The organism is Pseudomonas cavernicola, assembly GCF_003596405.1.
In the GTDB taxonomy this organism is placed as follows: Bacteria; Pseudomonadota; Gammaproteobacteria; order Pseudomonadales; family Pseudomonadaceae; genus Aquipseudomonas; species Aquipseudomonas cavernicola.
In genome coordinates, this window is sequence record NZ_QYUR01000002.1 from 1048906 (window position 1) to 1070942 (window position 22037).

Genomic DNA, 22037 nt, shown 5'->3' on the forward strand with positions numbered 1-22037 from the left:
GGTAAACGCTATGCTGATAAGAACGATTTATTTCGCGAGACCGCCATGCGCCACCTGCCTTACTTGCTGCTAGCGCTCGCCCTTAGCGGCTGCGCCAGCCCGTTGCCCAAACCCGATCCCCAGCTAGCCTGGGTCGATCTGTATGCCACAGCTGGTTACACGTTGATGGCCAACAAGCTCGACGATAAACGCGTGAACGACGGCCGCTACTTCCAGGTCAGCCCCGGCCAGCATGAGCTGGAAGTACGTTTCCAGTTTGAAGCGAGCGGTGGCGGCGGCAGCGTTGATGGGCTGTCCGAGCCGCTGCAGATCACCTGTCACCTGCGGGTGCGTCATGACTTCAGCGCCGGCCAACGCTATCGCATTGAAGTCCGGCCGCTGTTGAATAGAGCCCAAGGCTGGTTGTTCGACGCCCAACACACGCTGCTTACCCGTGCAGAAGTGCTGCGCTGCCGGCCTTTCTGAGCCGTTGGCCTTATGACTAATCTCAGCGCAGCTGCGCGAGGATTTCGTAGGAGTGCAGGCGGTCGGCGAAGTCGTACATATCGCTGGTGAAAATCAGCTCATCGGCGCCGGTCTGCTCCAGCAACACCTCCAGCTTGGTGCGGATTTTCTCCGGGCCACCCACCATCGCCAGACCGAAAAACTCGCCTACCGCTTGCTTCTCATGGGGCAACCACAAGCCGTCCATGCTCGGCACCGGCGGCCTTTGCAGCAGGCTCTGGCCACGGATCAGGGCGAGAATCCGCTGGTAGGCGGAGGTCGCCAGATAGGCCGCCTGCTCATCGTTATCCGCCCCGATCAGCGGTACGCCGAGCATCACGTAGGGCTTATCCAGCACCGCGGAAGGCTGGAAATGGTTGCGATAGACGCGAATCGCCTCGTGCATCAGGCGCGGCGCAAAGTGCGAGGCGAAGGCGTAGGGCAAGCCCTTCTGGCCGGCCAGTTGCGCGCTGAACAGGCTCGAACCGAGCAGCCAGAGCGGCACCTCGGTGCCGCTGCCGGGCATGGCGATCACGCGTTGATCCGGCGTGCGTGGACCGAAATAGCGCTGCAACTCTTCGACATCCTCGGGGAAATCGTCGGCGCTGCCGGAGCGCTCGCGGCGCAAGGCGCGGGCGGTGTATTGATCGGCACCGGGCGCGCGACCCAGGCCGAGATCGATTCGCCCCGGGTACAGGGTGGCGAGGGTGCCAAATTGCTCGGCAATCACCAGCGGTGCGTGATTGGGCAACATCACCCCACCGGCGCCGAGGCGAATGCTCGTGGTGCCGGCGGCCAGATAGCCGATCAGTACCGCGGTCGCCGAGCTGGCGATGCCATCCATGTTGTGATGCTCAGCCACCCAAAAGCGCGTGTAACCCAGCTTCTCCACGTGCTGCGCTAGCGCCAGCGAGTTGCGCAAGGCTTGCTGCGGTCCGCCATCAGCGCGGATCGGGGCGAGGTCGAGGGTGGAAATCTTGATGTCTGCTAGTCGTTTCATAAACCTTGTCGGTGCTCTTGAGTGATCGCCGCGCGCTGGATGGCGCCGGCAATACCGCTGTGGGGCAAAGCAGCAATCGAGGGTAAAACGGCTCAGCGAAAGAGCCAACCGTGGCGGCGAGTTGGGTCGCGGCGATTTACCCGAGTGCAGCGCTGGGCCTTACTTTAGTGCGCTGTCTCAACAATAACTGTTCAATTTTGGCGGCGTCTTTTGCCGCCATACAGCGTTGCCGCTTCGAGCCAGGAGGCACTTTTCGCTGCAAGAGGCACCTGCGGGTAAGCATCAGGCAATAAAAAGCCGGCGTCGCCTGGGCAACGCCGGCTGTGGCTACAAACGTGGTTTAAAACCTGCTCAAGATCGTCGCGAGCGCAGGTCAGGCAAGGCGAAAGCAGGCGAGGAAGCGGAATTTACGGATGGTAAATGAGCATTCCGAGCCTGTTTTCAACGCAGCATGACCAAGCGCAGCAGATATTGAGCAGGTTTTTAGTTGCGCTGGTAGACGATTTCCTTAGTACCGCCGTCGCAACTACCGACCACTTGCTTGTCGGTCACACTGCCTTTTGCAACGATTTCCAGGCTGTAGGAGGCCACGCCCTTGGCTTTCAGCTTCGCGTCGATCTCGGCCTTCAGCTCTTCGCACGGCTTAGTGCTGGCGAAGGCCGAACTGGCCACGGCCAACAGGCTAACGGCCAACATCAGTTTCTTCATCATTAATAACGCTCCCTCGTTGTGTCTAAATCCAATTGGTAAGAACAACCTTCATTTGAACGGTTGGCAGTGCAGCGTACCCCAAGTAAACAGCGGGCATGCTGGACTCAGCCCGCAGCCTCTACACGAGCCAGCCGAAACTAGCCTAGCCCAAGCGCGCCGACAGCCATAGTGGCCGGTACGGCTAGTTGGTTAACTCAAGTCTGGTTGCCTGGAGTCCCGAGACAAGGCGCTGCGACGAGTCATAGCTGGGCTATTTTGATCCGCGGCAACGCAGCATCGGGGCTTCTGGCGCCGAAATTGACTAATGGAACTGGCCACACAGGCCACTAACTATCACTGATCCGGAAGCCGATTTTGAGCGTTACCTGGTAGTGGCCCACCTTGCCGTTTTCGATATGCCCACGGGTCTCGGTGACTTCAAACCAATCCATATTGCGTATCGACTTGGCGCATTCCGCCAAGGCGTTATTGATCGCCTCATCGATGCTGATAGGCGACGAGCCGATCAGTTCGATTTTCTTGTAGGTGTGGTGGTTCGACATAGACGCATCTCCTCTGCCGTTGGAAAAGGTCAGCGCTCAAGCGTTGCCTTTGTTCATGGACACTAGTCGACGGAGAAAAGCGCGGCAAACCCAACTCCACGAAATAGCTCAGCCCGCCTACTACGCGGCCTTGGGCAAATTTTTGACGCTGTCAAAGCGTCGCGTTCAGCCGCCAGGAGAAGGCCGTGCCCCAGCAGTTCGGCCGTGGCTTACACGGCCAAGAACGCCCGAACTATCGCGCTAATAGCAGGCCCTCGTCAGTTGGCGACGGGCTCACTCTGCGGCGGGCTGAGGGCGGCTTGCAGCCAAGCAGCCAATTGTTGCGGGCGCTTATCCAACGTCCGTGCCGGCACCCACAGCGCCAGCTTGGCCGAGGTTTCGACAAACCCCCAGGGGGCGACCAAGCGTCCGGCCGCCAGATCATCCGCCACCAGTTGTTGTGGGGCGATGGCCACGCCGAGACCCGCGGCGGCGGCTTCCAGCAAGAAATACAGGTGTTCGAAGCCCTGGCCGAGCTTGAGTGTCCCAGCGTCCAAGCCATTGCTCGCGGCCCAGGCTGGCCAGGCTTGCGGGCGTGAGGCCGTGTGCAACAAGGGCTCGCCGAGCAACGCGGCCGGCCCTGCGCTATGCAGTTCGGCAAAGCGCGCATAACGCGGACTGATCACCGGGCCGATGCGCTCGGCCGCCAGCTCGAAAACCTGCATATCCGCCGGCCACGGCGGCTCGGCAAACCACAGGGTGGCATCCAGCCCGGCCCGGCGCGGATCGAGCTCGCCCTCGCTGGCCGACAGGTGCAAGCGCAGCTCGGGCAATTCGCGGTTGAGCCGATCCAGACGCGGAATGAACCAGCGTGCCAGCAGGCTGCCGGGGCAACCGAGAACGAAAGGCGCATCGGCATTCTGCTGTTTCAGCTCGGCGCAGACAGTGCGCAGGCGCTCGAACGCCTCGCCACTGGCTTCACGCAGGCGCAGCCCTGCATCTGTGAGTTTTAGGCCGCGCCCATCCTTGACGAACAGGGTCAGCTCCAAATCCTCCTCGAGCAGGCGAATCTGCCGACTCACTGCGCCGTGGGTGACATGCAGTTGTTCTGCCGCCTGGCTGACGCTTTGCAGACGCGCCGCAACCTCGAATGCTCGCAGGGCATTGAGGGGTGGAAGGTCGTGGCTCATACGTGATATTTCCTTACAGGTTGCGGCGATCTTATCGCTTTTGCCGCACGCCACACAGATTTATCCTGTGCACATTGCAGTAGGAGCGGGCCATGCCCGCGAGCCAGGTTCGCGCCCATGGGGCGCATCCTACAGATGCAGGGGCTGGCTGAAATCCATTCAGCGCCCGACTTCACAGGAGCATACCCATGACCTCTTTCCGTAACGGCCCCGACGCCAATGGCCTGTTCGGTTCCTTCGGCGGCCAGTATGTCGCCGAAACCCTGATGCCGCTGATTCATGACCTGGCTCGCGAGTACGAAGCGGCCAAGGTCGATCCCGCCTTCCTTGAAGAGCTGGCCTATTTCCAACGCGATTACGTCGGCCGCCCGAGCCCGCTGTACTTCGCCGAGCGCCTGACCGAGTTCTGCGGTGGGGCGAAGATCTACCTCAAGCGCGAAGAGCTGAACCACACCGGCGCGCACAAGATTAACAACTGCATCGGCCAGATCCTGCTGGCCCGGCGCATGGGCAAGAAACGCATCATCGCCGAGACGGGCGCCGGCATGCACGGCGTGGCCACCGCCACCGTGGCCGCGCGTTTTGGTCTCGACTGCGTGATCTACATGGGCACCACCGACATCGATCGGCAGCAGGCCAACGTCTTCCGCATGAAACTGCTGGGCGCCGAGGTGATTCCGGTCACTGCCGGCACCGGCACCCTGAAGGACGCGATGAACGAGGCCCTGCGCGACTGGGTGACTAACGTCGACAGCACCTTCTACCTGATCGGCACCGTGGCCGGCCCGCATCCGTACCCGGCGATGGTCCGCGACTTCCAGGCGGTGATCGGCAAGGAAACCCGCGAACAGTTGCAGGCACAGGAAGGCCGTCTGCCCGACAGCCTGATTGCCTGCATCGGTGGCGGCTCGAATGCCATGGGCCTGTTCCACCCGTTCCTCGACGACGCCAGCGTGCAAATCATCGGTGTCGAAGCCGCTGGCTATGGCATTGAAACCGGCAAGCATGCGGCCAGCCTGAACGGTGGCGAACCCGGCGTGCTTCACGGCAACCGCACCTTCCTGTTGCAGGACGACGACGGCCAGATCATCGACGCCCACTCGATTTCCGCCGGCCTCGACTACCCCGGCATCGGCCCGGAACACGCTTGGTTGCACGAGGTGGGTCGGGTCGAATACACCTCGATCACCGACGCCGAAGCCCTCGAAGCCTTCCATAAATGCTGCCGCCTGGAAGGCATCATCCCGGCGCTGGAAAGCGCCCACGCACTGGCCGAAGTGTTCAAGCGCGCACCCAAGCTGCCGAAGGAGCACCTGATGGTGGTCAACCTCTCCGGGCGTGGCGACAAGGACATGCAGACCGTAATGCACCACTTGCAAGAGCAGAAGGAGTCCGTCGTATGAGCCGCCTGCAGACGCGCTTTGCCGAACTGAAAGAACAGAACCGTGCCGCACTGGTGACCTTCATCACCGCCGGCGACCCGAGCTATGACGCCTCGCTGGCGATCCTCAAGGGCTTGCCGCAGGCCGGCGCCGACGTGATCGAACTGGGCATGCCCTTTACCGACCCGATGGCCGACGGCCCGGCGATTCAGCTGGCCAACATCCGCGCGCTGGCGGCCAAGCAGAACCTGGCGAAAACCCTGCACATGGTTCGCGAGTTCCGCGCCGGCAACAGCGACACCCCGCTGGTACTGATGGGCTACTTCAACCCGATCCACCACTACGGCGTGCCGCGTTTCATCGCCGAGGCAAAAGAAGCGGGCGTGGACGGCCTGATCGTGGTCGACCTGCCGCCGGAGCATAACGTCGACCTCTGCGACCCGGCCCAGGCCGCCGGCCTCGACTTCATCCGCCTGACCACTCCGACCACCGACGATGCACGCCTGCCGAAGGTGCTCAACGGCAGTTCCGGCTTCGTCTACTACGTTTCGGTAGCCGGGGTAACCGGTGCTGGCTCGGCGACCCTCGAGCACGTCGAACAGGCCGTCGCCCGTCTGCGTCGGCATACCGACCTGCCGATCAGCATCGGCTTCGGCATCCGCACCCCGGAGCACGCAGCGACCATCGCCCGGCTGGCCGATGGCGTGGTAGTGGGTTCGGCACTGATCGACCAGATCGCCAATGCCGAGTCACCGGAGCAGGCGGTGCAGGACGTGCTGAAGCTCTGCGCGGAGTTGGCCGAAGGCGTGCGCAAAGCCCGCGCCTGAGTCCGCCGGCACAGCGTTTTCGTAACCTGCATACGATGGGCGCGAAAACTCTGCGCCGACGTAGGGTGGGCTTCAGCCCACCAAAACTGTCCCCAAGGCAATGGAGTGCCTTATGTCTCGCTACCGCCGTAGCCTGGTGCCGGGCGGCACCTATTTCTTCACCGTGACTCTAGCCGATCGACGATCCACGCTACTGACCGATGCCATTTCCCCACTGCGCCTGGCTTATGCCTGCGCCCAACAGCGCATGCCCTTTGAAAGCGTGGCGATCTGCATCCTGCCGGACCATCTGCACGCAATCTGGACCTTACCGACAGGCGATGCCGACTACGCGGGGCGCTGGAGCCTGATCAAGAGCGGCTTCTCCCGGGATATGCCAGCAGCCGAGGTTCTCAGCACCAGCAAGGTGCGCAAGCGTGAAAAGGGAATCTGGCAACGGCGCTATTGGGAACATCAGATTCAAGACGAGCCCGATCTGCAGCGGCATATCGATTACATCCACTACAACCCCGTCAAACATGCTCTGGTCGAGCGTGTCAGGGATTGGCCCTACTCGAGCTTTCATCGCTATGTGCGTAATGGGTCATTGCCTGAGGACTGGGGCAGTCGGGATGAGCTCTCTGGTCAATTCGGTGAGTAGGCGGGTGCCGCCAAAACGCGGGCTTCCGTAGGGTGGGCTTCAGCCCACCGAGGGTGCGAAGACGTCAGCAAACGGTGGGCTGAAGCCCACCCTACGGGCTGCGAGCCGGCAACCTAAAGGTCGTACTCCACCGGCCCTTCGCTGAGCCCGCTGAGATCCAGCGGCCGCACCGCGCCCATCCAGATCGCATGGTCACGGTGGTCGAGCAGATCGTTGCCGGTGATCGGGTGGATCAGCACCACCAGGCCCTGGCGGCGCAAGGCCAGCCAGGGAATCAGCTCGCCGAACAGCTCCGGACGAAACGCCAGTTGGCAGCTCCAGTCCGGGTGCGGCCCGACCGGGCGCTGGTGAACCCGACCCATCTTCAGCGCAAAGCGCCGGGCAGCCTCTTCACAGAGCGCGCGGGCCTGGTCGAGGGTCTGCGCATCGAAATAGATATGCGCGTGATAGCCGCGAATACGCGGCAGGGGAATGTCGTTCATGGCTGACGATTTTCCAAATTCAGCTCCGCCTGGAGCCAGTCGACGAAAGGCTGCACCAGGCGCATCCGCCGTTTGCGCTCGGGCAATACGGCGTAGTAACCGAAGCGCGACTCGGCGCTCTCGGCGATGACCCGACAGAGCAAGCCCTGTTCGAGCAACTCATCGACCAGATGGCGCCAGCCGATGGCCACGCCCTGACCGGCGATGGCGGCCTGGATCAGCAGGGTGTAGTTGTCGAAGCGCAAAGCCGCCGGAGTCTGTTGCTGGGGAATGCCCAATGCCTGGAACAGACCCGCCCAATCGAACCAGCGGCTCGCCACTTCCGGCTTGAGGTGGAGCATCGGCAGAGCTGCCAGTTGTTCTTTCGCCAATGGCAGCTGGCGGCCTTCGAGCAACCGGGGGCTGCAGACCGGAAAGACTTCCTCGCTGAACAGCCGGTGCGCCTCGCCGTGCTTGAAGCGGCCGTCACCGAAGGCAATGGCGACGTCGATATCGCTGCGCAGGGCGGTCATGCTGCGATCACTGGTGATCAGGCTAACGTCCAGTTGCGGATTAGCTTCGCGGAAACGTGGCAAGCGCGGCATCAACCAGTAGGCGGCAAAGGCGAAGTCCGTGGCGACCTGCAAGACCTCATGCTGGTTTTGCGCGGTCACCGCCGCAAGGCCGGCATCGATCGACTCCAGGCCGAGCTGGACGTGCTGTTGCAGCAACTGGCCGGCTTCGGTAAGCGCAATGCCCCGATGGATACGGTCGAACAGCCGCACGCCCAGCTCCTTCTCCAGCCGTTTGATCTGCTGGCTGACTGCTGGCTGAGTGGTGCCAAGTTCCGCCGCCGCCGCGGTGAAACTCAACTGGCGGGCGGCGGACTCGAACACCCGCAGCAAGTCGAGGGACAGGTTCAAGCGCACCTCTCACATAAGCATTGGTTATCCGAAGCATGTCTGGTCATGCGCTTTACCCCTCCAATCACTAGGCAGAAGATCGGCTAACGAACTATCGCATAACCCATCCGCATAGGATAAGCCGCCAAAATGAAGCGCCCCAACATTCTCTTTATCATGGCCGATCAGATGGCCGCGCCGCTGCTGCCGTTCTACAACGCCGACTCGCCGATCAAGCTGCCCAACCTCAGCCGCCTGGCCGGCGAAGGCGTACTGTTCGATTCCGCCTACTGCAACAGCCCGCTCTGCGCGCCCTCGCGTTTCACCCTGGTCAGCGGCCAGCTGCCGAGCAAGATCGGCGCCTACGACAATGCCGCCGACTTCCCCGCCGACGTGCCGACCTATGCCCATTACCTGCGTCGGCTCGGCTACAAGACCGCGCTGTCCGGCAAGATGCACTTCTGCGGCCCGGACCAGCTGCACGGCTACGAGGAACGCCTGACCAGCGACATCTACCCGGCCGACTACGGCTGGGCGGTGAACTGGGACGAGCCGGAGGTGCGCCCGAGCTGGTACCACAACATGTCCTCGGTGCTGCAAGCCGGGCCCTGCGTGCGCACCAACCAGCTGGATTTCGACGAGGAGGTGGTGTTCAAGGCGCAGCAATATCTGTTCGATCATGTGCGTAGCGAAGGTGAACAGCCGTTCTGCCTGACCGTGTCCATGACCCACCCGCATGACCCCTACAGCATCCCCAAGGCGTTCTGGGATCTGTATAGCGACGACGATATCGAACTGCCGCGCGTGCAACTGCGCCAGGAGGAGCAGGACCCCCATTCGCGGCGTCTGCTCAAGGTCTACGACCTCTGGGACAAGCCACTGCCCGAAGCCAAGATCCGCGATGCACGCCGCGCCTATTACGGCGCCTGCAGCTATATCGACAGCAACGTCGGCAAACTCCTGCAAACCCTAGAGGAAACCGGGCTGGCCGAAGACACCCTGATCGTCTTCTCCGGTGACCACGGCGACATGCTTGGCGAGCGCGGCCTCTGGTACAAGATGCACTGGTTCGAGATGTCCGCGCGGGTGCCGCTGCTGGTCCATGCGCCAGGGCAGTTCGCCGCACGGCGGGTCAGCGCCGCGGTGTCCACCGCCGACCTGTTGCCGACCCTGGTGGAACTGGCCGGCGGCTCGATCGAAACCAATCTGCCGCTGGACGGCCGCTCTCTGCTGGCACATTTGCAGGGTGACGGCGGGCATGACGAGGTGTTCGGCGAATATATGGCCGAAGGCAGCATCGGCCCGCTGATGATGATTCGCCGCGGCCCCTACAAATTCATCTATTCCGAACAGGACCCCTGCCTGCTATTCGACCTGCAAAGCGACCCGGACGAGCTGGAAGAACTCAGCCAGTCGCCGCAGCACCAGGCGCTGTTCGCCGCCTTTGTGACGGAGGCGCGTGCCAAGTGGGACATCCCCGCCATTCACCGACAGGTGCTGGCCAGCCAGCGCCGCCGCCGTTTCGTCGACCAGGCCCTGACTATCGGCCAGATGAAGAGCTGGGACCACCAGCCGCTGGTCGACGCCAGCCAGCAGTACGTGCGCAACCATATCGACCTGGACGATCTGGAGCGCAGGGCGCGCTTTCCTAAGCCATAGCAGCGCGCATCGCTAACAATTGGCCAGGTAAAGCTTCGCGAGCAGGGCTCGCTCCTACAAGAACAAGAACTGCACCTAACCTGAGAGGTAGATGGCATGAACAGAATCAACGCACTGCTGGCCGGCGGCTTGCTGCTGGCTGCCACCACGTTCCAGGCACAGGCCGAGGACACCAGTTGCAGCACGGTGAAGATGGCCGACCCGGGCTGGAGCGATATCGCCGTGACCAACGGCATTACCGCGTTCCTGCTCGATGGCATGGGCTACAAGAGCAAGATCGACACCCTCGCCGTGCCGATCATTTTCGGTGGCCTGAAGGATGGTCTGGTCGATGTCTTCATGGGTAACTGGATGCCCGCGCAACAGGCCCACTACGACAAGTTCGTGAAGAGCGGCGATGTCGTGCAACTGGCGAAGAACCTCGATGGCACCGAGTTCACCCTGGCCGTGCCGGACTATGTCTGGAATGCCGGCGTGAAGGATTACGCGGACCTGAGCAAATTCGCCGACAAGTTCGACAAGAAGATCTATGGCATCGGCTCAGGCGCTCCAGCGAACCAGTCGCTGCAGGAAATCATCAGCAAGAACGAGTTCGACCTCGGGCAGTGGAAACTGGTGGAATCCAGCGAGCAGGCGATGCTCTCGGAAGTCGGCCGCGCGGTTAAACGCGAGCGTTTCATCACCTTCCTCGGCTGGACCCCGCACCCGATGAACGTGCAATTCAAAATGAAATACCTGACCGGCGGCGAGAAACACTTCGGTGCCAGCGGCAGCGTCTATACGTTGACACGCAAGGGTTTCGCGCAGGCCTGCCCGAATGTCGGCCTGCTGCTAAGCAATCTACGCTTCACCCAAGAGATGGAGAACAGCATCATGGCCGCGGCGCTGACGAAGAAGGGCAGCACCGCCGAGGCGGTGCAGGCTTGGATCAAGGCCAATCCGCAAGTGCTGGAGCAGTGGCTGCAAGGGGTGAAGACCCTCGACGGCGGCGAAGCCTTGGCGGCGCTGAAGACCAAGCTATAAAGCGAAAGCGCTCGCTATCTTGTAGGAGCGAGTTCTACTCGCGATCGGGCGCCGACATCATCTGCCTTTGATCGCCAGCGGAGCTGGCTCCTACGGTGTCTGCAGTCCAAGCATGGCAGCGCACGCAACAGCTTGACCATCGCCACCCAGCAGGGTGCGGTTAGCACCACACCCCACGACCGAGAGTACCCATGCGCTGGCCCGACCGCTTGACCCTGCTGCCTTTTCTCGCTTGGTTGCCGCAGCAGAGCCTGCGCAGTGTGAGCCTCGATCTGCTGAGCGGGCTGAGCGGTGCGATCCTTGCCCTGCCGCAATCCATCGCCTACGCACTGATCGCCGGGTTGCCGGCCGAATACGGCCTGTACGCGGCCATAGTGCCGGTGCTGATCGCCTGCCTGTGGGGCTCGTCCTGGCATTTGATCTGTGGGCCGACGGCGGCGATTTCCATCGTCCTGTTTACCAGCGTCAGCCCGCTGGCGCTGCCGGGCAGTGCCGACTACATCGAGCTGATTCTGCTGCTGACCTTTCTCGCCGGGATGTTCCAGTGGCTGCTCGGCCTGCTGCGCTTCGGCTCGCTGGTTAACTTCGTCTCACAGTCGGTGGTGCTCGGGTTTAGCGCAGGCGCGGCCGTGGTGATCGCCATCGGCCAGTTGCCCAACCTGCTCGGCCTCGAGATCCCCAGCCAGGCGACCGCCCTTGCGAGCCTGCTCAAACTCGGTCAGCAGCTGCCGAACATGGATTGGGCCTCCTGTCTGGTCGCCGCCTTTAGCCTGCTCACCAGCCTCTTGCTGCGGCGCTTCTGGCCACGGGCGCCGGCCTTGCTGCTGGGCATTCTGGCCGGCAGCCTGGCGGTCTGGGCCTTGCCCCGGTTCAGTGCCAACGTGCCCCTGGTCAGCGCCTTCAGTGGCCAGCTACCGCCGTTTAGCCCGTTGTCGCTCGACCCAGCCACCATGCTGCGGCTGCTGCCCACGGCAGTGGCCTGCGGCATGCTCGGGCTGGTCACCAGCTTGTCGATCGCCCGCAGCCTGGCCAGCACGTCGCAGCAGCTGCTCAACGCCAATCAGGAAATTCGCGCCCAGGGGCTGTCGAATATGCTCGGCGCCTGGTTTTCCGGCTATCTCTCGGCCGGTTCCTTCACCCGCTCGGCGCTGAACCTGCAAGCAGGCGCCCACTCGCCCTTGGCCGGGGTGTTTTCCGCGCTACTGGTGGCGCTGTTCGCCGTGCTGGGCGCCGGCCTGATCGCGCATATCCCGCTGCCAAGCATGGCCGCGATCATCCTCTTGATCTGCTGGGGGCTGATCGACTTTCAAGGCATCCGCGCGCTGTATCGGGTCAGCCGCTCGGAATTTCTGGTGATGACCCTGACCTTCCTCGCCACCCTGCTGCTGGAGTTGCAAACGGCGATCTACGCCGGGGTGCTGGCGTCGCTGTTCTTCTACCTGAAACGCACCTCGCAGCCGCGCGTGCAGCAGTGGCGTGAAGGCGAAGAGGAACTGCTGCGGGTGGAGGGGTCGATCTTCTTTGGCGCCTGCCACTATCTGCAGCTGCGCTTGCAGCGCAGCCACGGCCAGCGAGTGGTCATCGAGGCGCAGCACATCAACTTCATCGACTACGCCGGTGTGGCCATGCTCCACCAAGAAGCTCGGCGCCTGCTCGCGCAGGGCCGCAGCCTGACGTTGAGGCGGGCCAGAGCGCAGGTGATCGAAGAGCTGCACAAGCTGGAAGGGCCAGAGTATTGCCCGATCCGTTTCGAAGCGTAGGGTGGGTTAGCCGCAATAGCGGCGTAACCCACCATCGGTGCCGCCAGGCATCGGCTTGACCGGTCCTGCGGGTTACGCCAGAAGGCGGCGCAGTTCGGCCAATACCGGCGCCGTGGCTGGGCGCACGCCGCGCCAGAGGAAGAAGGCTTCAGCGGCCTGTTCGACCAGCATGCCGAGGCCATCCAGTGCGCGAGCCGCGCCGTGCTCGCTGGCCCAACGACAGAACGTCGTCGGCTCCTTGCCGTACATCATGTCGTAGCACAGGGTATGCCCAGGCTGAATCAGGCTCGCCGAGATCGGCGGCAACTCGCCGGCCAGACTGGCCGAGGTGCCGTTGACGATCAGGTCCACCGGCTCGTCCAACCAGTCGAAACCGCTGGCAAACAGCGGCCCGAGATCGGCGAACTGCTGCGCCAACGCTTCGGCTTTTTCCACCGTGCGATTGGCGATCACCAGTGCCGCCGGCTGCTCGGCCAGGAACAGCGCCAAGACCCCACGCACCGCACCGCCGGCACCGAGCAGAAGTATGCGTTTACCCGCCAGGGAAAAGCCGGCATTCAGCGTCAAATCACGCACCAGCCCAGCACCGTCGGTGTTATCGCCGAGTAAGCTGCCATCGGCCTGCTTGCTCAAGGTATTCACCGCGCCAGCCCTCCGGGCACGGGCGCTCAGGCTATCGGCGAGCTGATAGGCCTGCTCCTTGAACGGCACGGTGACATTGGCACCCTTGCCGGTCTGGAAGAACGTCCGAGCGAAGCCACTGAAGTCGTCCAGCGGTGCCAGCAGGGCCTCGTAAGTCAGTTGCTGGCCGGTCTGCGCGGCGAACAGCCGGTGAATCAACGGCGATTTGCTGTGGCCAATGGGGTTGCCGAAGACTGCATATCGGTCCATGAAACATCCTTTGTAGGGTGGGTTAGGCCGCAGGCCGTAACCCACCGATCAGTATTGTGTGGCGGCACCGATGGTGGGTTACGCCGCGTGCGCGGCTAACCCACCCTACGCGATCATGGCGTGCCGGTGAGCCAACCCAACAGGCTATTGCGCCTCGGCCAACCAATCGCGGTCGGTGAGGAAATATTCGGTCAGCCGCGCTTCTTCGCTGCCGGGTGTGGGCTTCCAGTCATAACCCCAGCGCACCTGCGGCGGCAGCGACATCAGGATCGACTCGGTGCGCCCGCCGGATTGCAGGCCGAACAGCGTGCCGCGGTCATAGACCAGGTTGAACTCGACATAACGGCCACGGCGGAAGGCCTGGAACTCGCGCTGTTGCTCGGTAAAGGGCGTGGCTTTGCGCTTTTGAACGATCGGCAGGTAGGCCTCGATAAAGGCATCACCGATGGCGCGCATAAAGGCGAAGCTGGTGTCGAAATCCCACTCGTTGAGGTCATCGAAGAACAGGCCGCCGACGCCGCGCGGTTCATTGCGGTGCTTGATGTGGAAGTAGCGATCGCACCAGGCTTTGTAGCGCGGATAAACCTCGGCGCCGAACGGCGCGCAGGCCCGCTCGGCGATGCGGTGCCAGTGCACGCAGTCTTCCTCGACGGCGTAGTAGGGCGTCAGGTCGAAGCCGCCGCCGAACCACCAGACCGGCTCTTCGCCTTCCTTCTCGGCGATAAAGAAGCGCACGTTGGCGTGGGCGGTCGGCACATGGGGGTTTTCCGGGTGCATCACCAGCGACACGCCGAGGGCCTCGAAGCCACGCCCGGCCAGCTCCGGCCGGTGGGCACTGGCCGACGGCGGCAGGCCGCTGCCAAATACGTGGGAGAAGTTCACTCCGCCTTTTTCCAGCAGCGCACCATTCTCGATCACCCGCGTGCGCCCGCCGCCGCCGGCCGGGCGCTGCCAGGCGTCTTCAACGAATCGAGCGCTACCGTCTTCGCTTTCCAACGCGGCACAGATACGGTCTTGCAGGTCAAGCAGATAGGCCTTCACGGCCGCGGTACGGTCACTCACAGCATCACCTTAAGGAGATCTGGCCTGGCCAGATTTCTGCAGTACATGGATGTGCTGCCCGCCAAGCAAAGACTTCGCTTTGCGTTGTCGTGAGTCGAGTCCGGACCTGTGCCGGACTCAACATCCTTGCGCCCAAGCCAGGGCAGACTTGGGCGACACTCAAACGGCGGGCAAAGCCACGCAGCGAAGGCAGTGTGGCCTATAGGCTGAACAGGAGCGCTAGCATAGCATCTGCTCCTGCTCTTTCGCTGTTGACGCAGATCAAGCGGGGGAGTTGCATAGCGTCTTTGCCGAACCGTCCAAAGGAGCTTTCCCATGGCCAAGCGCATCCAATTCGCCACGCACGGCGGCCCCGAAGTGCTCGACTACGTCGACTACACCCCCGCCGAGCCGGGCCCACTGGAAGTCCGGGTACAGAACAAGGCGATCGGCCTGAACTTTATCGATACCTATTTTCGCAGTGGCCTCTACGCACCGCCGGCCTTGCCCTCCAGCCTGGGTACCGAAGGTGCCGGGGTGGTAGAGGCGGTGGGCAGCGCCGTGACCCATTTGCACGTCGGTGACCGCGTGGCCTACGCCACCGGCCCGTTGGGCGCCTACAGCGAGCTGCATGTGCTACCGGCGGAGAAGCTGGTCAAGCTGCCGGACAGCATCAGCTTTGAGCAGGCCGCCAGCGTGATGCTCAAAGGCCTGACCGTGCAGTACCTGCTGCGCCAGACCTATCCGCTCAAAGGCGGCGAAACCATTCTGTTCCATGCCGCGGCTGGCGGGGTCGGCAGCCTGGCCTGCCAGTGGGCCAAAGCCCTCGGCGTGAAGCTGATCGGCACTGTCGGCTCACCCGCCAAAGCCGAACGGGCCAAGGCTCTTGGCGCCTGGGCGACCATCGACTACAGCCGCGAGAACGTGGTCGCACGCGTGCGAGAATTGACCGATGGGCAGAAGTGCCCGGTGGTCTACGACTCGGTCGGCAAGGACACCTGGGAAACCTCGCTGGACTGCGTCGCACCGCGCGGCCTGCTGGTCAGCTTCGGCAATTCCTCCGGGCCGGTCAGCGGGGTGAACCTCGGCATCCTCGCGCAAAAAGGCTCACTGTTCGTCACCCGCCCGACCTTGGCCGGCTACGCCGACAGCCCGGCACACTTGCAGGCGATGGCCGACGAGCTGTTCGCGATGATTGGCAGCGGCAAGATTCAGCTGCAGATCAACCAACGCTTCGCCTTGAGCGAAGCTGCCGAAGCCCATCGCGCACTGACAGGGCGGCAGACCAGTGGGTCGACCATCTTGCTGCCGTAGGGTGGGTTAGGCCGCAGGCCGTAACCCACCATCCGTCAATGGACCGGCTAGCGGAGCCATGGGGCATGGGCTTCGCCTCGCGGGGCCGATGGTGGGTTACGCCGCGTTGCGGCTAATCCCTACCCAGCATCACGCCGGACGTACCACCTGACCGCTGACCAGATCACGAATCACGCTGGGATTCTTGCGCCCGCCCAGGGGGCCAGCGAGCACCGCGTCGAGCTGCCCAGGAAAGTACTGCTGGATCCGCAGCCGCGTCCGCGCCGGCGGGCGGCCGGCGGGATTGGCCGAGGTGGACACCAGCGGGCCGGTCAACGCGCACAGCTCACGCACCAGCGGGTGGCCGCTGACGCGCAAGGCCACGCTGTTGTGCTGGCCGGTAATCCACGCGGGGAGACGGTTCTGGTGCGGCACCAGCCAGGTATTCGGCCCCGGCCAGGTGCTGGCCAGGCGATCCAGCCAGAGCTCGGGAAAGTCTTCGAGGAGAAAGTCGAATTGGCCAATGCTGTCGGCGACCAGGATCAAGCCCTTGTCGATCGGCCGCACCTTCAGCGCCAGCAGGCGCTCGACGGCCTCTGCGTTCCACGGATCGCAGCCCAGGCCCCAGACAGCCTCGGTCGGGTAGGCGATCACCCCGCCGTTGCGCACCACGCGCGCCACCTGCTGTACCCGCCAACTGCTCACCATAGCCATCTCTCCGCAAAACTGGCGTGCAGTGTACCCAAGCTAGTATTTCGACTCATCAGTTTGCCGAAGCGATGGAGAGGTACTAGTGGTCTGTACGGTTAGTTCGTTAACTTAAATTCGGATGCAGGGAGTCGCGAGGCAAGGCGCAATGACGAGTCGTAGCAGGGCTACGGCGAGGAATTGCAACGCTGGATCGCGGCTTCAGGCGCCGAAGTTAACTAATGGAACTAGCCACGCAGGCCACTAGGTCTAGCGGCCCACCCAGCGCCCACCCTCGCAGGCCACCCGGCCCTCCAGCTCCAACTCGGTTAGCGCCGCCAACACGTGCGGCAACGGCCAGCCGCACGCAGCAGCAAGCGCCTCGCTGCTATGGGGCGCGGCATACAGCAGTTGCAGCAACGGATGCGTAGCGGGCGCAGGCGTCACTGGCTCTGTGCCGGCGGCCGGCGGCAAGACTTGCCAGCCGCGTAGCGCCTCCAGGATATGCTCGACGTTCTCCACCAGAATGGCGCCGTCACGTATCAGTTGATGGCAACCGCGTGCACCCGGATGGTGGATCGACCCCGGAATCGCATAGACCTCGCGACCCTGCTCAAGCGCCAGGCGCGCAGTGATCAAGGAGCCGCTTGACGGACTCGCCTCAACCACCAGCACGCCAAGCGAAAGGCCGCTGATGATCCGATTGCGCCGGGGAAAATTACTCGCTTGTGGCGGGCAGTCCAACGGGAACTCGGACACCAGCGCGCCGGCTTGCTCGCGAATCGCCGCCGCCAAACGCAGATGCCGTTGCGGATAGAGGCGCTCCAACCCCGTGCCGAGTACCGCGACGGTTTTTCCGCCGACATCCAGCGCGCCTTGATGGGCCGCGCCGTCGATACCCAGTGCCAGACCACTGGTAATCACGAAACCGCCGCCAGCCAGACTCCGCGCGAAGGCCTGCGCAGTGTCCAAGCCGGGCTTTGAAGCACGGCGACTGCCGACCATCGCCAGTTGCGGCTGCTCCAGAATGCCCGGATCACCGGCCACGAACAGCAGCGGCGGGGCATCCGCCAGTTCGGCCAACAGCGCGGGGTAATGCAGATCGTCCCACATCAACAGATGCTGGCCGGGTTGCTCGAGCCAGGCCAAGGTGGCCGCGGCCCGCTCGCGGATCTCGGCACTGCGCCGCGGCTGCGCACAGGCTGCCGGTAAACCCAAGGCGCGCCAGGCAGTGGCTGGCGCGCTGAGGGCAGAAGAGGCGCTGCCAAAGGCGGCGAGTAATTTGCGAAAACGCCGAGGCCCAAGTTCGGGCAGGCAATGCAGACGGAGGCGGGCCTCCAGCTCGGCGGGAGAGACGAGTGACATGCTGATCATCCTTGATCGAGCCCGCCGCAGCGGGCGGTAGCAAACTACAGGGCTAGTAAAGGGGGCTTGGGTGTTATGGGTTCTGCACCTTATCCATCACGGCCAGTTGGCGAGTGGCGCCCAGCACCAAGCCATAACTCAGTTTGTCGTAGGTGCGGAATACCATCAGCAGGCCGGCACGCTCGTCGGGAATCTTCACCAACTCGCCGGTGATGCGATCGCGCACGGTTTCCCCAGTTTTGTACACCGCCAGCACATTACCTTCGGTAAGCCCATCGCGTCTGCCCTTGTTCAGGGTCACCACGTCGAACTGACCGATCTGCGTTACGCCGCGTGGCACATCGAGGATCAAGCCTTTCACTTCTTTAGCCGGCGCACTCGGCATAAAGGTCGAGTTCACGGCCCGCTCTTCGGTGGGGAACAGCCGATCGCCATTACGCACTTCCTGCGTGGTGCGGGTCAGGTTCATGGTCGCCACATCGCCTTCTTCGGCAACCACTTCGCCACCGCCGATATCGTCGGCATTTATCCCGAGAAACTCTTCGGTGTCCGGATCGGTGTAGGTCTTGCCCTGGCGGAAGATGCCGTAGACCGGACGTGTTTCATCGAAGCTGCCGCGCGCATACACGCGGTCACCGGTGCCACTGACGACACGCTCGGCAGTGCCGGCCACGATGTAGGGCGCGCCCTGGAACTGCTCAGGCGTGTCGATGATGCGGTTGCTGATCAGGAAGCTGTTGATCGCCTCCAGCGGGATAGTCGGAATCGCTTGCGCCATCGGCGTGCTGCGCACTTGCGGCGACAGCTTGATGGTGCCGCGCGACGCACCGCGATTGAGCATCAAGCGCGGCTGGCCGTCGATGTAGACCAGGCTGAGCTGGTCGCCGGGGTAGATCAGATGGGGGTTTTCCACTTGCGGGTTAGCGTGCCAGATTTCTGGCCACTTCCACGGTTCACGCAGGAATTTACCGGAAATATCCCAGAGGGTATCGCCCTTGACCACGGTATAGCGGTCCGGATGGCCATCCTTGAGCTGCACTTCGGCCTGAGCCAAGCCACTGGCGGCAAGGAGTAGCAGGGCGAGTAGTGATTTCCTCATGCGGTGAATCCCTTTATTATGTGTCTTCACGTGGAACGCCCAAGGGCTGCCCCGAAACCCTCGGGAGCCGCGGCCTGAAGCCGTTTTTCAATGCTGCTCAGCATATTAGCAGCGGATTTTGACTTTATTCCACAAGTGCATCACACAACGCATATGGCAATTCTAAACATCCTCGAGTTTCCCGATCCGCGCCTGCGCACCATCGCCAAGCCGGTGGCCGTGTTCGATGACGCCCTGCGTCAGTTGATCGACGACATGTTTGAAACCATGTACGACGCCCCGGGTATTGGTCTAGCCGCCACCCAGGTAAACGTGCATAAGCGCGTGGTGGTGATGGATCTCAGCGAAGACAAGAGCGAGCCGCGGGTGTTTATCAACCCTGAGTTCGAAACCTTGACCGATGAAGTCGATCAGTACCAGGAAGGCTGTCTCTCGGTGCCGGGCTTCTACGAAAACGTCGACCGCCCGCAAAAGGTCAAGATCAAGGCCTTGGACCGCGATGGCCAAGCCTTTGAAGTGATCGCCGAAGGCCTGCTGGCGGTGTGCATCCAGCACGAGTGCGACCATCTCAACGGCAAACTGTTTGTCGATTACCTGTCTACTCTCAAGCGCGACCGCATCAAGAAGAAGCTGGAGAAGCTACACCGCCAGCACGCTTGAGTCCGACACCAAAGGCTTGCCGCGGCAAGCCTTTTTCTTTTCTGGTGCACTTTATTTCAGGAGCAGTCTCCTTTGCGCATCGTCTTTGCCGGCACCCCGGAATTTGCCGCACAGCATCTGCAGGCCTTGCTGACTAGCGAGCACGAACTGATCGCCGTCTACACCCAACCGGATCGCCCCGCCGGCCGTGGCCAGAAGCTGATGCCTAGCCCGGTGAAACAGCTTGCCCTGCAACACGCGCTGCCCGTGTATCAGCCGCAGACGCTACGCGACCCCACCGCGCAAGCGGAGCTGGCGGCGCTGCAAGCGGACTTGCTGGTGGTGGTGGCCTACGGTCTGATCCTCCCACAAGTGGTGCTGGATACCCCGCGCCTGGGTTGCATCAACAGCCATGCCTCCTTGTTGCCGCGCTGGCGCGGGGCTGCGCCGATTCAGCGCGCCATCGAAGCCGGCGATAGCGAATCCGGGGTGACGGTGATGCAGATGGAAGCAGGCCTGGATACCGGGCCGATGCTGCTGAAAGTCCGCACTCCGATCAGTGCCGAGGACACCGGTGGCAGCCTGCATGACCGCCTCGCCGAGCTGGGCCCGCCAGCCGTGCTGCAAGCCATCGCCGGCCTGGCCGCCGGCACGCTCAAGGGCGCGGTGCAAGACGACAGCCTGGCCACCTACGCGCACAAGTTGAACAAAGACGAAGCGCGCCTGGATTGGCGCCGCCCGGCGCTTGAACTGGAGCGTTTGATTCGCGCGTTCAACCCCTGGCCGATCTGCCATAGCACACTGAATGGCGAGCCCCTGAAAGTCCTCGCCGCGCAATTGGCTGAAGGGCAGGGCCAGCCGGGCCAGCTCATTCAGGCCGGCCGTGAAGGCTTGACCGTGGCGTGCGGCGAAGGTGCGTTGCGCCTGACTCGTCTGCAACTACCCGGCGGCAAGCCGTTGAACTTCGCCGATCTGTTCAACAGCCGCCGCGAACAGTTTTCCCTCGGCACGCTGCTGGGGGCGGCGCCATGAATCCGCGTCTGGCCGCTGCCCGCGCCCTGGCGGCGGTACTCGCCGGCAAAGCCTCGCTGAACAGTTCCCTGCCGGCGCAGCTGGACAAGGTCGAGCCACGCGACCGCGGCCTGACCCAGGAGCTGGCCTTCGGCACTGCGCGTTGGCAGCCGCGGCTGTCCGCATTGGCCGAGCGTCTGCTGCAAAAGCCGTTCAAGGCCGCTGACAAAGATGTCGAGGCGCTGTTGCTGGTCGGCCTCTATCAACTGCTCTACACCCGCATTCCCGCGCATGCCGCCCTCGGCGAGACGGTGGGTTGCGCCGACAAGCTGAAAAAGCCCTGGGCCAAGGGCCTGTTGAATGCCGTGCTGCGCCGCGCCCAGCGTGAGGCCGAGGCGTTGTTGGTCGAGATCGACCACGACCCCATGGCTCGCACCGCCCATCCGCGCTGGCTGCAAAAGGCCCTGAAGGCCTTCTGGCCGGAGCAGTGGGAAGCCATCTGCGCGGCCAATAACGCCCACCCGCCACTGATCTTGCGGGTCAATCGCCGCTTGGGCAGTCGCGATGCCTATCTCGAAGAGCTGCACCGCGTCGGCTTTGCCGCCAGCGCCTGCGCCTTCAGCCGTGACGGCATCCTTCTCGCCGAGGCCTGCGATGTAACAACCCTGCCCGGTTTTGCCGAAGGCCGGGTCAGCGTGCAAGACGAAGCCGCGCAGCTGGCTGCCGACCTGCTGGAATTGGCGCCCGGGCAACGCGTGCTGGATGCCTGCTGCGCGCCCGGTGGCAAGACCTGTCATCTGCTTGAGGTGGAGCCCGGCCTGGCCGCGGTGGTAGCGGTCGATCTGGAAGCCAAGCGGCTGATCCGCGTGCAGGAAAACCTCGACCGCCTGGGCCTTAGCGCGCAACTGATCGCCGCCGATGCCCGGCAGACAGCGCTGTGGTGGGACGGCCAACCGTTCCAGCGCATCCTGCTCGACGCGCCCTGTTCCGCCACCGGGGTGATCCGCCGCCATCCGGATATCAAACTGACCCGCCAGGCCGAGGACATTCCGGCCCTGGCCGCGCTGCAAGGCGAACTGCTGGACACCCTATGGCCAACCCTGGAAGTCGGCGGGGTGCTGCTCTATGCCACCTGCTCGACCTTGCCGACCGAGAACAGCGACGTGCTTGAAGCGTTCCTGGCCCGCACTCCCGGGGCGCGGGAACTGGATATTGCCGGCCAGCTCGGCCAGCCACCGCCCGGCCTGAAACAACCCCACGGCCGCCAGTTGCTCGCGCAGGAAGGCGGCCATGATGGCTTTTACTATGCCAAGCTGATTAAGATCGCCGCCCCCGCTCGCGGCTAAGAGCCTGTTCAGAATTGTCGCGAGCGAAGGTCAGGGCCGCACCCGTTCCCTACGGGTAGCGGCATTCCCCACATCCATGTGGGTCACAAGGCGCAACGTAGCGAAG

The 22037-nt window shown here is 63.2% G+C and carries 22 protein-coding genes; 11 read left to right on the forward strand and 11 right to left on the reverse strand.

All coding sequences use genetic code 11. The features are described from left to right. Positions 1–45 precede the first annotated feature (45 nt). A complete protein-coding gene (locus D3879_RS05230) occupies positions 46–465 on the forward strand; it encodes a PA0061/PA0062 family lipoprotein (protein WP_119953012.1) in 420 nt (139 codons plus the stop codon). A gap of 22 nt (positions 466–487) precedes the next feature. Here D3879_RS05230 and D3879_RS05235 read toward each other — a convergent pair whose 3' ends face one another. From D3879_RS05235 to D3879_RS05250, 4 genes are all read right to left on the reverse strand, one after another. Further along, positions 488–1483, reverse strand: coding sequence for an LLM class flavin-dependent oxidoreductase (locus D3879_RS05235; protein WP_119953013.1), 996 nt, complete (start codon positions 1481–1483; stop codon positions 488–490). 483 nt (positions 1484–1966) lie between these two features. Beyond that, complete coding sequence (locus tag D3879_RS05240) at positions 1967–2191, reverse strand: DUF1161 domain-containing protein (RefSeq protein ID WP_119954895.1); 225 nt, start codon at positions 2189–2191, stop codon at positions 1967–1969. A 329-nt stretch (positions 2192–2520) separates the two neighbouring features. Next, positions 2521–2736, reverse strand: a complete 216-nt coding sequence (locus D3879_RS05245; RefSeq protein ID WP_119953014.1) for a dodecin — start codon at positions 2734–2736, stop codon at positions 2521–2523. 257 nt (positions 2737–2993) lie between these two features. Further along, entirely contained in the window at positions 2994–3905 is a 912-nt protein-coding gene (locus tag D3879_RS05250) for a LysR family transcriptional regulator (protein WP_119953015.1), read from the reverse strand. A gap of 188 nt (positions 3906–4093) precedes the next feature. Here D3879_RS05250 and trpB point away from each other — a divergent pair, with 188 nt between their 5' ends. The 3 genes from trpB (at position 4094) to D3879_RS05265 (ending at position 6754) form a co-directional block, all read left to right on the forward strand. Beyond that, positions 4094–5308 (forward strand): tryptophan synthase subunit beta, encoded by a 1215-nt coding sequence (gene trpB / locus D3879_RS05255; RefSeq protein ID WP_177412372.1) that lies wholly within the window; start codon positions 4094–4096, stop codon positions 5306–5308. Further along, entirely contained in the window at positions 5305–6114 is an 810-nt protein-coding gene (gene trpA, locus D3879_RS05260; protein ID WP_119953017.1) for a tryptophan synthase subunit alpha, read from the forward strand. Before trpB ends, trpA begins: the two co-directional genes overlap by 4 nt. 112 nt (positions 6115–6226) lie before the next feature. Beyond that, on the forward strand, positions 6227–6754 hold the full coding sequence (locus D3879_RS05265) for an REP-associated tyrosine transposase (RefSeq protein ID WP_119953018.1): 528 nt from the start codon (positions 6227–6229) through the stop codon (positions 6752–6754). 113 nt (positions 6755–6867) lie between these two features. Here D3879_RS05265 and D3879_RS05270 read toward each other — a convergent pair whose 3' ends face one another. Both D3879_RS05270 and D3879_RS05275 read right to left on the reverse strand, forming a co-directional pair. After that, positions 6868–7236, reverse strand: a complete 369-nt coding sequence (locus D3879_RS05270) for a DOPA 4,5-dioxygenase family protein (protein ID WP_119953019.1) — start codon at positions 7234–7236, stop codon at positions 6868–6870. After that, a complete protein-coding gene (locus tag D3879_RS05275) occupies positions 7233–8144 on the reverse strand; it encodes a choline sulfate utilization transcriptional regulator (RefSeq protein WP_420800902.1) in 912 nt (303 codons plus the stop codon). Before D3879_RS05275 ends, D3879_RS05270 begins: the two co-directional genes overlap by 4 nt. Positions 8145–8267: 123 nt before the next feature. Between D3879_RS05275 and betC the strand changes: the two genes are divergently transcribed. From betC to D3879_RS05290, 3 genes are all read left to right on the forward strand, one after another. Next, positions 8268–9776 (forward strand): choline-sulfatase, encoded by a 1509-nt coding sequence (betC, locus tag D3879_RS05280; protein ID WP_119953021.1) that lies wholly within the window; start codon positions 8268–8270, stop codon positions 9774–9776. A gap of 96 nt (positions 9777–9872) precedes the next feature. Then, on the forward strand, positions 9873–10799 hold the full coding sequence (gene choX, locus D3879_RS05285; RefSeq protein ID WP_119953022.1) for a choline ABC transporter substrate-binding protein: 927 nt from the start codon (positions 9873–9875) through the stop codon (positions 10797–10799). Between the two features lie 191 nt (positions 10800–10990). Further along, the gene (locus D3879_RS05290; RefSeq protein WP_119953023.1) at positions 10991–12559 is read left to right on the forward strand and encodes a SulP family inorganic anion transporter; all 1569 of its coding nucleotides are present in this window, start codon (positions 10991–10993) and stop codon (positions 12557–12559) included. A 72-nt stretch (positions 12560–12631) separates the two neighbouring features. Here the strand turns inward: D3879_RS05290 and aroE are convergent, their stop codons facing one another. Then, positions 12632–13450 (reverse strand): shikimate dehydrogenase, encoded by an 819-nt coding sequence (gene aroE, locus D3879_RS05295; protein WP_119953024.1) that lies wholly within the window; start codon positions 13448–13450, stop codon positions 12632–12634. Positions 13451–13594: 144 nt separating this feature from the next. Further along, on the reverse strand, positions 13595–14512 hold the full coding sequence (gene hemF / locus D3879_RS05300) for an oxygen-dependent coproporphyrinogen oxidase (protein ID WP_119953025.1): 918 nt from the start codon (positions 14510–14512) through the stop codon (positions 13595–13597). A 315-nt stretch (positions 14513–14827) separates the two neighbouring features. Between hemF and D3879_RS05305 the strand changes: the two genes are divergently transcribed. Beyond that, positions 14828–15805, forward strand: a complete 978-nt coding sequence (locus D3879_RS05305) for an NADPH:quinone reductase (protein WP_119953026.1) — start codon at positions 14828–14830, stop codon at positions 15803–15805. Positions 15806–15934: 129 nt separating this feature from the next. Here D3879_RS05305 and tsaC read toward each other — a convergent pair whose 3' ends face one another. The 3 genes from tsaC to D3879_RS05320 all read right to left on the reverse strand — a co-directional run bounded on the left by tsaC (position 15935) and on the right by D3879_RS05320 (position 18935). After that, positions 15935–16492, reverse strand: a complete 558-nt coding sequence (tsaC, locus tag D3879_RS05310; RefSeq protein WP_119953027.1) for an L-threonylcarbamoyladenylate synthase type 1 TsaC — start codon at positions 16490–16492, stop codon at positions 15935–15937. Positions 16493–16741: 249 nt separating this feature from the next. Then, complete coding sequence (gene dprA / locus D3879_RS05315; RefSeq protein WP_119953028.1) at positions 16742–17836, reverse strand: DNA-processing protein DprA; 1095 nt, start codon at positions 17834–17836, stop codon at positions 16742–16744. 73 nt (positions 17837–17909) lie between these two features. Beyond that, on the reverse strand, positions 17910–18935 hold the full coding sequence (locus D3879_RS05320; protein WP_119953029.1) for a LysM peptidoglycan-binding domain-containing protein: 1026 nt from the start codon (positions 18933–18935) through the stop codon (positions 17910–17912). Between the two features lie 153 nt (positions 18936–19088). Here D3879_RS05320 and def point away from each other — a divergent pair, with 153 nt between their 5' ends. From def to rsmB, 3 genes are all read left to right on the forward strand, one after another. Beyond that, positions 19089–19595, forward strand: a complete 507-nt coding sequence (def, locus tag D3879_RS05325) for a peptide deformylase (RefSeq protein WP_119953030.1) — start codon at positions 19089–19091, stop codon at positions 19593–19595. A 72-nt stretch (positions 19596–19667) separates the two neighbouring features. Then, on the forward strand, positions 19668–20606 hold the full coding sequence (gene fmt / locus D3879_RS05330) for a methionyl-tRNA formyltransferase (RefSeq protein WP_119953031.1): 939 nt from the start codon (positions 19668–19670) through the stop codon (positions 20604–20606). Further along, the gene (rsmB, locus tag D3879_RS05335; RefSeq protein ID WP_119953032.1) at positions 20603–21931 is read left to right on the forward strand and encodes a 16S rRNA (cytosine(967)-C(5))-methyltransferase RsmB; all 1329 of its coding nucleotides are present in this window, start codon (positions 20603–20605) and stop codon (positions 21929–21931) included. Before fmt ends, rsmB begins: the two co-directional genes overlap by 4 nt. Positions 21932–22037: the final 106 nt, after the last annotated feature.

What these genes read in the sequence shown, in the direction of transcription:
- trpA (WP_119953017.1), top strand. Translation starts at nt 5,305, where the DNA reads ATGAGCCGCCTGCAGACGCGCTTTGCCGAACTGAAAGAACAGAACCGT.
- aroE (WP_119953024.1), bottom strand. Translation starts at nt 13,450, where the DNA reads ATGGACCGATATGCAGTCTTCGGCAACCCCATTGGCCACAGCAAATCG.
- D3879_RS05305 (WP_119953026.1), top strand. Translation starts at nt 14,828, where the DNA reads ATGGCCAAGCGCATCCAATTCGCCACGCACGGCGGCCCCGAAGTGCTC.
- D3879_RS05290 (WP_119953023.1), top strand. Translation starts at nt 10,991, where the DNA reads ATGCGCTGGCCCGACCGCTTGACCCTGCTGCCTTTTCTCGCTTGGTTG.
- dprA (WP_119953028.1), bottom strand. Translation starts at nt 17,836, where the DNA reads ATGTCACTCGTCTCTCCCGCCGAGCTGGAGGCCCGCCTCCGTCTGCAT.
- choX (WP_119953022.1), top strand. Translation starts at nt 9,873, where the DNA reads ATGAACAGAATCAACGCACTGCTGGCCGGCGGCTTGCTGCTGGCTGCC.
- trpB (WP_177412372.1), top strand. Translation starts at nt 4,094, where the DNA reads ATGACCTCTTTCCGTAACGGCCCCGACGCCAATGGCCTGTTCGGTTCC.
- D3879_RS05265 (WP_119953018.1), top strand. Translation starts at nt 6,227, where the DNA reads ATGTCTCGCTACCGCCGTAGCCTGGTGCCGGGCGGCACCTATTTCTTC.
- tsaC (WP_119953027.1), bottom strand. Translation starts at nt 16,492, where the DNA reads ATGGTGAGCAGTTGGCGGGTACAGCAGGTGGCGCGCGTGGTGCGCAAC.
- D3879_RS05270 (WP_119953019.1), bottom strand. Translation starts at nt 7,236, where the DNA reads ATGAACGACATTCCCCTGCCGCGTATTCGCGGCTATCACGCGCATATC.
- D3879_RS05240 (WP_119954895.1), bottom strand. Translation starts at nt 2,191, where the DNA reads ATGAAGAAACTGATGTTGGCCGTTAGCCTGTTGGCCGTGGCCAGTTCG.
- D3879_RS05245 (WP_119953014.1), bottom strand. Translation starts at nt 2,736, where the DNA reads ATGTCGAACCACCACACCTACAAGAAAATCGAACTGATCGGCTCGTCG.
- betC (WP_119953021.1), top strand. Translation starts at nt 8,268, where the DNA reads ATGAAGCGCCCCAACATTCTCTTTATCATGGCCGATCAGATGGCCGCG.
- rsmB (WP_119953032.1), top strand. Translation starts at nt 20,603, where the DNA reads ATGAATCCGCGTCTGGCCGCTGCCCGCGCCCTGGCGGCGGTACTCGCC.
- D3879_RS05250 (WP_119953015.1), bottom strand. Translation starts at nt 3,905, where the DNA reads ATGAGCCACGACCTTCCACCCCTCAATGCCCTGCGAGCATTCGAGGTT.
- D3879_RS05230 (WP_119953012.1), top strand. Translation starts at nt 46, where the DNA reads ATGCGCCACCTGCCTTACTTGCTGCTAGCGCTCGCCCTTAGCGGCTGC.
- def (WP_119953030.1), top strand. Translation starts at nt 19,089, where the DNA reads ATGGCAATTCTAAACATCCTCGAGTTTCCCGATCCGCGCCTGCGCACC.
- D3879_RS05320 (WP_119953029.1), bottom strand. Translation starts at nt 18,935, where the DNA reads ATGAGGAAATCACTACTCGCCCTGCTACTCCTTGCCGCCAGTGGCTTG.
- D3879_RS05235 (WP_119953013.1), bottom strand. Translation starts at nt 1,483, where the DNA reads ATGAAACGACTAGCAGACATCAAGATTTCCACCCTCGACCTCGCCCCG.